Source organism: Pseudomonas sp. RT4P38 (assembly GCF_054897765.1).
Map to the genome: position 1 here is coordinate 4,320,575 of NZ_CM142703.1, position 11,065 is coordinate 4,331,639.

Annotated in this window: 5 protein-coding genes; 4 read left to right on the plus strand and 1 reads right to left on the minus strand. The window is 61.2% G+C overall.

The features are described from left to right. Positions 1–48: 48 nt before the first annotated feature. The gene (locus ACYZT7_RS19960; protein WP_462037917.1) at positions 49–2,109 is read right to left on the minus strand and encodes a TonB-dependent receptor; all 2,061 of its coding nucleotides are present in this window, start codon (positions 2,107–2,109) and stop codon (positions 49–51) included. A 259-nt stretch (positions 2,110–2,368) separates the two neighbouring features. Here ACYZT7_RS19960 and ACYZT7_RS19965 point away from each other — a divergent pair, with 259 nt between their 5' ends. The 4 genes from ACYZT7_RS19965 (at position 2,369) to ACYZT7_RS19980 (ending at position 11,020) form a co-directional block, all read left to right on the plus strand. Next, on the plus strand, positions 2,369–3,346 hold the full coding sequence (locus tag ACYZT7_RS19965; RefSeq protein ID WP_462037918.1) for a TauD/TfdA family dioxygenase: 978 nt from the start codon (positions 2,369–2,371) through the stop codon (positions 3,344–3,346). 8 nt (positions 3,347–3,354) lie between these two features. Next, a complete protein-coding gene (locus tag ACYZT7_RS19970) occupies positions 3,355–6,780 on the plus strand; it encodes a condensation domain-containing protein (protein WP_462037919.1) in 3,426 nt (1,141 codons plus the stop codon). A 17-nt stretch (positions 6,781–6,797) separates the two neighbouring features. Then, positions 6,798–7,844 (plus strand): TauD/TfdA family dioxygenase, encoded by a 1,047-nt coding sequence (locus tag ACYZT7_RS19975; RefSeq protein ID WP_462037920.1) that lies wholly within the window; start codon positions 6,798–6,800, stop codon positions 7,842–7,844. Between the two features lie 113 nt (positions 7,845–7,957). Further along, a complete protein-coding gene (locus ACYZT7_RS19980) occupies positions 7,958–11,020 on the plus strand; it encodes a non-ribosomal peptide synthetase (RefSeq protein WP_462037921.1) in 3,063 nt (1,020 codons plus the stop codon). Positions 11,021–11,065 lie beyond the last annotated feature (45 nt).

An 11,065-nucleotide genomic window follows, 5' to 3' on the forward strand; every position in this document is an offset into this window, starting at 1 on the left:
CAGCCGTGAAGCCGGACGCGGGGAATCGGCTTCCCCGCGCCCTTGGGTTTACATGTCGTAACGCAGAACCAGACCCACAGTGCGCGGGGCACCGACATCGATGATGTCGCCGCTACGGTTGTTGGTGACGTATTCCTTGTCGAAGGCGTTTTTCACGAAGCCGGATACGGCGACGTTCTTGGTGACCTTGTACTCGGCGTTGAAGTTGGCCAGCCAGTAAGCGTCGCTCTTGCGCTCATCAGTGACTTGACCCGCGTCATCGAACTCGTACTCCGACGGCGAGGTGCTCTGGTAAATGACGTCGGTGTTCAGGGTCAACCGATCATTCCAGCGATAGGTACCGCCCAGCGACATCTTGTACTTGGGCGAATAGAGGAAGTCCTCGCCACTCATGTCCCTGCCATCGCCCGTGACGAAGTCCTTGTACTTGCCATCGGTAACGGAGGCACCGGCCGTCAGGGTCAGCTGTTCGGTGAAGTCCTTCTCGACGGAGACTTCCAGGCCCTTGATGTCACTGCGCCCGGCGTTGAACACGTGAGCGAACTCGGTGTTCGGATCAAGCACACTGACCTGCTGGTCTTTCCAGTCGGTGTAGTACAGGTTGGCGCGGGTACGCAGGGTCTGGTCGAAGAACGAGCCGCGGTAGGACAGCTCGTAGTTGGTGGTGTATTCAGGATCATAAGCTTCGTGACCGGTACCGGTACGAACGTTGACGCCACCGCCGCGATAACCTTTCTGCACCATAAAGCCTACGTACTGATGGGCAGCCAGTTCATAGTCGATACCCAGCTTCGGCAATACGGCATCGAACGACTTGCTGGTTTTGCCCGAGGTGGAGAAGTCGTCCTGTTCGATATCGGTGTCGTTCTTCTCGTGGTCGTAGCGCAGCCCGGTGATCAGTGTCCAGCGCGGGGCGAACGTCCAGTTGATTTCACCGAACACCGCCTTGTTCTCTATCGTCGTATCGCCCTTGACGGTGCCGATCAGTTCGTTGTCAAACAACAACCGGTCGTTGAAATTGTTGGTGTTGTGGCCGTAGTAGACACCCATGAAGCTCTTCACCGTGTCACCGGTGTAGTTCAGGCGCAGCTCCTGACTGAACAGGTCACCATCCTGCTTGCGCAGAACGACCTCGTTGGCATCGGCTGTCTGGTCGAAGTCCAGGCGGGCGTCATAGTCCGAACTGGTATTGGCGGTGAGGCTGGTAATGGACCAGTTGTCGTCCAGGCGGTAATCCACCTTGGCGCTGACGGTGTCTTGTTCGAGTTTGTCGTAAGCCTTGGTGTCGGACGACACGTCGTAATAGCGGACCTTGCCGTTTTCGCGCATGACCGAGTTGTCGCCCTTGCGGCTTTCACCATGGGCGTAAGTCAGCAGCACATCCAGATCGTCGTTCGGCAGGATCAGCAGTTTTCCACGGGCATTGTAGGTGCGGGTCGGATTGGCGTCATTATCGAGTGCGATGTTGTCGATGTAACCGTCACCGTCCTGGTAATCCACGGCGATACGACCGGCGATCTTGTCATCGACGATCGCGCCACCACCGGCAAGCGCCCCTCCGCTCTCACCGTAGTTGCCCATGTTGCCCTGTAATGAAAGGCTCGGTTCGAAAGTCGGGTTCTTGGTCTGGATGACGACCGCACCGGCCAGCGAGTTGCGGCCCTGAGTAGTGGACTGCGGACCGAGGAACACTTCGACCTGCTCGACGTCCCACAGCGGCATCGGGCTGAGGGTCAGTGCGCGGTTCGGTTGCACGGCGCCGTCGACGAACACCGAAACCGCACCGTTGAGCGTGGCCGGGCCCTGGTCTTCGAAACCGGATACCGGCACGCCTCGAATACCCCAGTTTTCGTTGCCGGACTGGTTGTAAACACCCGGCGTACGGGCGAACACATCAACCAGGTCGTGGTCCTCTTTCTCGCGCAGTTGCTTGCCGGTCACCACAACGACACTCGACTGGGTTTTCTCCAGGGAGCGGTTGATTTTTTCACCCGTCACCGTGATCGGAGCGATCTCCATTGTGTTCGACTGCTCGGCCGCCCATGCGCTGTTAGCCAGGCAGACCGCCGAACCCACAGCCAACGCAATTGTGTTCTTTTTGAAATTCACGCCCCGCTCCCATGCGACAGATATTTTTTGTTTTTCCGGCCGGCTAAATGCTCATTCGGGCCAGCGGGGCGGAGTCTAATCCAAAAAAAAACTTAAAGAAATAGTATTGATAATCTATCTCATTAACATCTAATATGCCGCCGTGTATCAGAGCGAATACATTTCAGTCGAACTCTGCAACGGCGGCCTCTGCCCTGTTTCCAAGGTCTGCCCAAGCCGCCCGACTGGCCGAGTAAAGATAAAAAAGGAAGTGCAAAGGATGACCTCAATCGAACACCTGAGCGGGCGTTCCGAGTCTTTCTCCATTGCTCCAGCGGATGGCAACGAGCAGTCGTTACCCGTGTTGGTGCAGGCGACGCCGGGACAGTCGATTCATAATCTCGACCCGTCAGTTCGCGACACGTTGCCCCACGCGCTGACCACCATAGGTGGCGTGCTGTTTCGAGGATTCACTGTCTCCACACCTATCGACTTCAAGCGCTTCGCCGCCAGTTTCGGCGCACCGCTGGCCAGTTACGAATTCGGTTCCACGCCACGCAGCAAAGTCTTCGCCGGGGTCTATAGCTCTACCGAATACCCGGCCCATCAATTCATTCCCTTGCACAACGAGCAGGCCTACACCCGACCGTGGCCTTCGCGCATCTGGTTTCACTGCATCAAGGCCAGTGAGACCGGTGGCGAAACACCGATTGCCGACAGCCGCCTGATCTACCAGCGCATGCCCGCCGAGATCCGCGAACTGTTCGCCAGTCGCGAGCTGCTCTATGTACGTAACTACAGCGGCGCGCTGGATCTGCCGTGGCAGAAAGTGTTCAACACCGAGGACCGCGCCCAGGTTGAACGCTACTGCCGGGACAACGACATCGAGTGGGAATGGAAAGCCGACGGCGACCTGCGCACACGCCAGCGTTGCGCCGCCGTGCTGCAGCACCCTGATACCGGTGGGTGGGTCTGGTTCAATCAGGCGCACTTGTTTCATGTCTCGGCCATCGAGCCGGGCGTGCGCGCCAGCCTGCTCGCCGCGGTGGGTGAAGAGAACCTGCCCCGCCATGTTTACTTCGGTGACGGCTCGGCGATTCCCGATGAGGTACTCGACACCGTGCGCGAGGTCTATCGCCAGACCGCCATCAGCTTTCCCTGGCAACCCGGCGACATCCTGATGCTCGACAATCGACTGGTCGCACACGGCCGCAATCCTTACACCGGTGACCGTAAAGTCATCGTTGCCATGGCGTGAATACCACCATGTTCTCATTCAATCACTGGATCGAAGTACTGGAGGCCAATGCCCAGCACTTCCCGCAGCGTGCTGCCCTGCACTTCTTGCCGGACGGCGTCGAGATCGGCGAAACCCTGACCTTTGCCCAGTTGCACGAACAATCCCGCTGCCTGGCTGCCGCGCTGCAATCGCGCTACGCGCCGGGAGATCGGGTGTTGTTGATGCTGCCCAGCAGTCTCGACTATGCCCGTGCATTTTGCGCCTGTTTATATGCCGGAATGATCGCCGTGCCGTTGTTCCCGCCACCGTCGCGCAAACCGCGCCACCTCGATCGCGTGCGTAACGTGGTGGTGGATGCACAGCCGGGCCTGATTCTGGCACCAGCGGATCATTGCCAGGGTTTGCTGGAGCTGGTGGAAGGCAAGGTCGACGTGTCGACCGTTCAGGACCTCGGTCTGCCGCCGGCCAGTGAATGGATGCATCCGGATGTCGACGGTGCAACCGTGGCTTTTCTGCAATACACCTCGGGTTCCACCGGCACACCCAAAGGCGTTGAAGTGCGTCAGCGCAACCTGATCGCCAACGTCGAACTGATGCGCCAGGCCTATGGTTTCGATGAGCATGGCGGCATGGTCAACTGGTTGCCGCTGTACCACGACATGGGTTTGATCGGTGGCATGCTGGCCCCGCTCTATAGCGGCATGCCCTGCTACCTGATGGCGTCGCAGACTTTCGTCAATGCGCCCTCGACCTGGCTTCAGGCGCTTAGCCGCTACCGCGCCACCGCCAGTTTTGCCCCCAACTTCGCCTATGCCCTGTGCAATCGGGTGGTCAGCGACAACCTGATTGCCCAGCTCGACTTGAGTGCCTGGCAACACGCAATCAACGGCGCCGAGCCGATCCACCCCGGCACCCTTGAAGCTTTTGCCCAGCGCTTTGCCGCTTGCGGCCTCAACCCATTGGCGATCAGTCCCGGTTATGGCCAGGCCGAAGCCACGCTGTGCGTCAGCACCACGCCAGCCGACGCGCTGCCGGTGGTGCTTCGCTTGGATAAAGCAGTGCTGGAAACCGGTCGTGTTGCTCTGGCGGTCACCGATGCCGCCGCCGTGGAATTCGTCGCCTGCGGTTACCCGCAGGCCTTGCATGACATTGCCATTGCTGATCCTCAGAGTCACGAGCGCTGCGCCGACGACCGCATTGGCGAAGTCTGGCTGAGGGGCCCGAGCAACGCCGAAGCCTATTGGAAAAATCCAGAAGCCAGTCGCGAAGCCTTTGAAGCACGCATTGTCGGCGAGCCGGGCCATTACCTGCGTTCCGGCGACCTGGGCTTCATGCACGAAGGTCAGGTGGTGATCTGCGGGCGTCTCAAGGACTTGCTGATTCTCAACGGACGCAACCTGTACCCCCACGACATCGAATTCGCCATTACCGATTCCGAGCCGGGCATTCGTACCGGGCGCATCGCCGCGTTTTCGGAAATGGACCCACTGCTGGGCCGCGAGAAACTGGTGATCGTCGCCGAGCCACAACGCAAGTTCGTCGACCCGGCGCATCATCCTGCGCTGTTTGCGTCGATGCAAAACGCCGTGCGCGAAGCCGCCGACTGCGGCATCGATCAGATTGTGCTGCTGGAAGCCGGCACCATCCCGATGACCACCAGCGGCAAGATCGCCCGTCAAGGCGCGCGAAAACAACTGGCCGCCGGCACCTTGAGCATCATCGCCCAGAGCGGTGGGCAGACCGCACCAAACAGTGAAACCATTGCCCTCAATCAACTGAAGCACCTCGTGGGCACGCCGCAACGCGCGCAGACTGCTTGCCGCCAATGGCTTGAGCAAACCTTGCGCGAGGTCAATCCGTACCTTGCGGCAGACTTCGAACTGAGCTTGATCGGCCTGGGTCTGGACTCCATCAGCGTGGCCGACTTCGCCGCCCGCCTGCACAAGGATCTGGGCTGGAACCTCGATATTCAAAGCCTGTTCGGTGAACAAACCCTGGCCGAATGGGCGCTGGCCTTGCAGGTATACCTGAGCGAGTCGGCCCCGGCGCCCAGCGCCTCGACCACCCATGCAAACGTCAGCCAACGTCGCCAATCTTTCGCCCAAAGCCGCCTGTGGTTCTTGCGTCAACTGAACCCGGACGACACCCGACACAACCTGGTGTTGCACCTGAGTCTGCTAGGTCCGCTCAACGTCGAAACCCTGGCGCTACGGCTGAACACGCTGGTCAACCGTCACAGCGTATTGCGTACGGTGTATCGCGACGGGGTCAATGGCCCGCAGCAACAGGTGTTGCCGGCCAGCGCCGTACCACTGACCTTGCACGACCTGCGTAACCGGATCGAGCCGCAGCAACAGCAAGCACTCCACGATTGTCTGGCCAATGAACACGCTACGCCGGTTGAACTGGAAACCGGCCCGCTGCTGCGCGCACAACTGCTCAGCCGCAACGACGAGCGACACGACCTGCTGCTGACCCTGCATCACATCGCGTTCGACGGCCGCTCGGCGCAAGTGTTGCTGGCGGAACTGGCCGGCGTCACCAACACCGAACTGCCGGTGCAGTACCTGGATTTCGCCCACTGGGAAGCCGGGCACTGGAGCGCACAACGGATTGCTGCCGAACAGGATTTCTGGCGTGAGCATCTGGCGCATGTGCCTCAAACCCTCGACCTGGGTGGCAGCGGCCAGACTCAAGGCGAGCACAGCCTGAACTTCACCGTGCCTCAGGCCACCTGCGAACACCTCGCAGCCATGGCCCGCGAACACGGCATGACGCTGTTCATGCTGTTGCTGACCAGCTATCAACTGGTGCTCAAGCAATTGGGTGGCCAGGAGCAATTTCTGCTGGGTACCGATGTCAGCGGCCGGCCGTTGGCGGAACACAACGACGTTATCGGTTTCTTCGTCAACCAATTGACCCTGCGCTGCGACCTGCACGGTGAGCCGACCCTGACCATCCTTCTTGAGCGGGTCCGCGATGAAGCACGACTGGCCTATGCCCATCAGGGCCTGCCATTCGATCTGGTGGTGTCGGCACTGGCCCCGGAGCGCCGCCCCGGTCACTCGCCGCTGTTCCAGGTCAAGCTCAACTATCAACCATCGCGGGTAACACCGACCGATATCGCTGGTGCGCACATGACCGCGCTGGACGTGGCGCAGGCACCGGGCGATTTCCACCTGGTGCTCGATCTGGTGCATGGCGCCGAAGGCATCGACGCAACCCTCAAATACCGCGGCGACTGCTTCGATCAGGATCGCGCCTTGCGCCTGCAACATCTGTGGACGCGTCTGTTGGGCGAAACCCGCAACCTACTGGACGAGCCGCTGCCGGCACTGGTCGAACGCCTCGACGCATGGGATCAAACGTTCCAGCGCGAACGCCAACAGTCACAAGCCCTGGCCGGGCGCAGCCAGCTGATGCAAACCAAACGTCGCTCCTTGACCCTTTAACCGAGTTGGATGCCTTTATGTCTATCGTGCCCCCATCGTCTCGCGCCCTCGGCGCTGTGCGCCGCAAAGCCATGAACGTCTCGGAACAGCAACTGGTCAGCGAGCGTTTGCTCAGCCCCGACCACGCCTTGCCGCTGGTGATCGAGCCGGCGGTCAGCGGCGTCGATCTGGTTGCCTGGGCCACCCGGGAACGTGAAAGCCTGGAGAAGAAACTGCTGCAATACGGCGCCCTGCTGTTTCGCGGCTTCTCCGTATTGTCTGTGGAGCAATTCGATCAGGTGATCGCCGCCCTCTCCCCCGGCGCGCTGGAATACATGTTCCGTGCCTCGCCGCGCACCCGGGTCGGCGGCAACATCTACACCTCGACCGATTACCCGGCCGACCAGATGATTTTCCCGCACAACGAACATTCCTATTCGCCACGCTTTCCGCTGCGTTTGTTCTTCTATTGCCATATCCCGTCCGAAACCGGCGGCGAAACGCCGATCGGCTCGACTCGTGCCGTGAAGGCAAGCATCAGCCCCGAGATCGAAGCGCGGTTCCGGGAAAAAGGCGTGCTTTACGTGCGCAACTATGGCGACGGTTTCGGCCTGCCGTGGCAGACCGTGTTCCAGTCCGAAGACCGCAGCGAAGTGCAAGCCTACTGCGCCAGCGTTGGCATCGAAGTGGAATGGAAAGAAAACAACCGCTTGCGCACCCGCCAGCGTGGGCCGGCGTTGGTGCGTCACCCGCGTACCGGCGAAGAAGTCTGGTTCAACCACGCGACCTTCTTCCACATCAGCACCCTGCCCCCGGCGATCCGCGATTCGCTGCAAAGCAACTTCAACGACCTCGACCTGCCCACCAACACCTTTTATGGCGACGGCGAACCGATCGAACCGCCAGTACTGGAGTCCCTGCGAGCAGCCTACCTCGACTCGCTGGTGCGGTTCAGTTGGCAGCAGGGCGACGTGTTGTTCATCGACAACATGCTCGCGGTACACGGTCGTGAACCCTTCACCGGCAAGCGCGCAATCATGACCGGCATGGCCGAAGCCCTGCTGCAGAGTGACGTTGCCGTCTGACTTTCAACGGGTACACCAGCTGCTCGCCAGAGGCTTGCCTGACATCTGTTCGGCGAGCCTCCGGCGCCGCTGTCGTGGACCAGTTTCAAGCCCCATTTTTAGTCGAGTCGAACATGAGCGGACTTCAAGGTTTTCGTATTTCGCCGCAACAGGCATCGGTGTACCCGCACATCAACGACGCGGTCGAACACTCGTTCAGTTGCCATTTGCAGTGGTCGTTATCCCGGCCGGTGGACGTCGACGCACTGAACAGCCGTCTACTGACATTGATGGCCGACAGTGAAATCCTGCGCACGCACCTGACACCGGTGCCGGGCTTGCGCCACCCGGTGCAAGTGATTCACGACAACTGCGCACTGGCCGTGACCGTTCAGGACTTGCGTCAGCACAGCTGCGCCGAACAGGAAATCGAGCTGACCCACCTTGCCGCGCAGGCCCGCGACTGGACGAATCCGCTTGCCGTGACGCTGGTGCAACTGCCGAACGAACAATCGGTGCTGGACCTGGCCGCCGCCAGCAGCCACTTCGACCTCGCCAGCCTGAAACTGCTGGCGGGCGTATTGCTGCAAGACACCCAACTCGACCTGTCCGAATCGCTGCAATACGCCGATTACGCCGAGTGGCGCTGGAGCCTGACGGAAGACGAGCCGGACCATCCGGGCGTGAACTTCTGGAAACCATTGAGCGAAACCGAACAGCCGACCTTGCAGCTGTCGCTTGAAGCCACCATCGGCAGCGGATTTGCGCCGGCACACATGGAGATCGCAGTGCCCACCGATCTCGCCCGCCATCCGTCCCTGACCTCAAACCTGATGCTGACAGCCTGGGCCACAGTACTCGGACGACTCGCCGGCCAGCAGCAGGTCCCGATCACATTGATCCACGAAAGCCGTGGCCCGGAACTGGAAAACGCCTTGGGCTTGTTCGAGCAGTGCCTGCCGGTGCGCATCGATCTGGATGCTCAGACGACCCTGCTGGAGCAAAGTCAGCACGTCGGCGCGATGATCGAACGCACGGCTGGCTGGCAGGACTATTACACCCAAAGCCTGACGGGAGGTTACGCCTTCGCCTGGCGCTCGGGCGATATCCAGGAGCGTCATGCCAGCGCAGTAATGAGCCCGGTAAAGGCTTGCCTGGACGTCCGTCAATTGCCCGACAGCCTGCGCGTTCAAGTGGTTTACGACCGCCACACGTTAAGCAGTGAAGCGGCGGCCTGTCTCGCCGAACAATGGCGGCAACTGCTGCTGGGCGCGCTGGCAGAACCGCAGCAAGCCTGGGCTCATCTGCCACTGAACGGACCGCTTCAGGCACAGATTATCGGTGCCCAACCGAGCTTGCCGTCGATTGAGCCGGTGACCCTGGTCGAGCTGATTGCCCGTCAGGTTCAGCAGCAGCCGAACACTGTCGCCCTCAGCGACCAGGACGGCGACCTGAGCTACGCCCAGCTCGATGCCTGCGCGACTTATCTGGCCCATCAACTGGCGGCGGCCGGGATCGGTCCGGGCGTGCCCGTCGGCATTCTGTTCGCCCGCAGCAACGCCGCCATCATCGCCATGCTTGCGGTATTGAAGGCCGGTGGCGCTTACGTGCCGGTTGATCCAACCTACCCGGCGGATCGCCGCGCCTACATGCTCGCCGACAGTGCCATTGCACACATCGTGGTCAGCGCCGAGCTGGCCGACAGCGTGCCCGCCAGCCTGCAACGCTTCGTGCTGGATGAACTGACGACCTCCAACACCAACGACCTGCCGCCTCTGCCCATGCCCGGTGCAGACGACTTGGCGTATCTGATTTACACCTCCGGTTCCACCGGCGCACCGAAAGCCGTGGAAATCAGCCACGGTGCACTGAGTTTCTCCACGCAGGTACGCATGGCCGCTTATGAAGCGCCTGTACGCGCCTACCTGCTGTTGTCTTCATTTGCCTTCGACAGCTCTGTCGCCGGGATATTCTGGACCCTGGCCCAAGGCGGGCGTCTGGTATTGCCGGCGACGGGCGAAGAATTGGAGATGGCCCGTCTGGCGCAGCTCATTGCCCAGCATCGGGTCAGCCACGGTCTATCGCTGCCCTCGCTGTATCAGGCGTTACTCGATCAGTTGCAGCGGGCCGGGGCGGCCGACAGCCTTGAGTGCTGGATTGTCGCCGGTGAAGCCTGCCCGCCTTCGTTGATCGCCCAGCACAGCAAGACCTTGCCGCACGCGCAACTGGTGAATGAATACGGCCCCACCGAAGCCACGGTCTGGGCCACTTATGAAGTGCTGGACCCGAGCCGGACATTGACCATTGGCCGGCCGATTGCCGGCATGGACCTGCGCATACTGAACAAACACGGCGTCACCAGCGGCATCGGCGAACCAGGCGAAATCGTCCTCGCCGGCCCAACGCTGGCGCGGGGTTATCGCAATAAGCCCGAAGAAACCGCCAAGGCCTTCGTCACCCTGGCCGATGGCACCCGCGCCTACCGCACGGGCGATCTGGCCTGCTGGCTGGCGGACGGGCGCCTGGCGTTCCTCGGCCGCAAGGACCATCAGGTCAAGTTGCGCGGCTACCGCATCGAACTCGGGGAAATCGAGCGTCAACTGTGCAGCCATAGCGACGTGCGCGAAGCTGCGGTGATCGTGCAAGAGCACGCCGCCGGCAAGCGTCTGCTGGCCTACATTCTGGCGGCGCATGGCTACGCGCCGGACTCGGAAACGATCAAGCGCTTCCTCGGTGAACGCCTGCCGTCGTACATGGTGCCCGCCCGGGTCTTGACCCTGTCGACCTTCCCGCGCACGCCCAACGGCAAGCTCGATATTCGCCAATTGCCCGACCCCGACCAGTTCGACGAAGGCGCCCACGTAGAACCGCGCAATGCGCTGGAAACCACCCTGCAAGCGATCGTCGCCAAGGTCTTGAAGCTGTCGACCGTCAGCGTCACCGAGAACTTCTTTGCCATCGGCGGCGACTCGATCCTGAGTCTGCAAGTGGTGGCCCAGGCCCATGAGCAAGGCATCGCGCTCTCCGCCAAACATGTGTTCGAGCGCCAGACCATTGCCGCCATGGCCGAAGTCGCACAGCCACTGGCCGCCGTCGCCGCTGAACCGCAAGCCGACAGCACCGAGTTCAGCGCTTCGGGTATGTCCGATGACGAAATGCAAGCGCTGATGGCTGAACTGAACGAGGCCGACCTGTGACCGGTTTCCCTCGCCGCCGCGCCATCGCCGTTGCCCCTTTTTTTG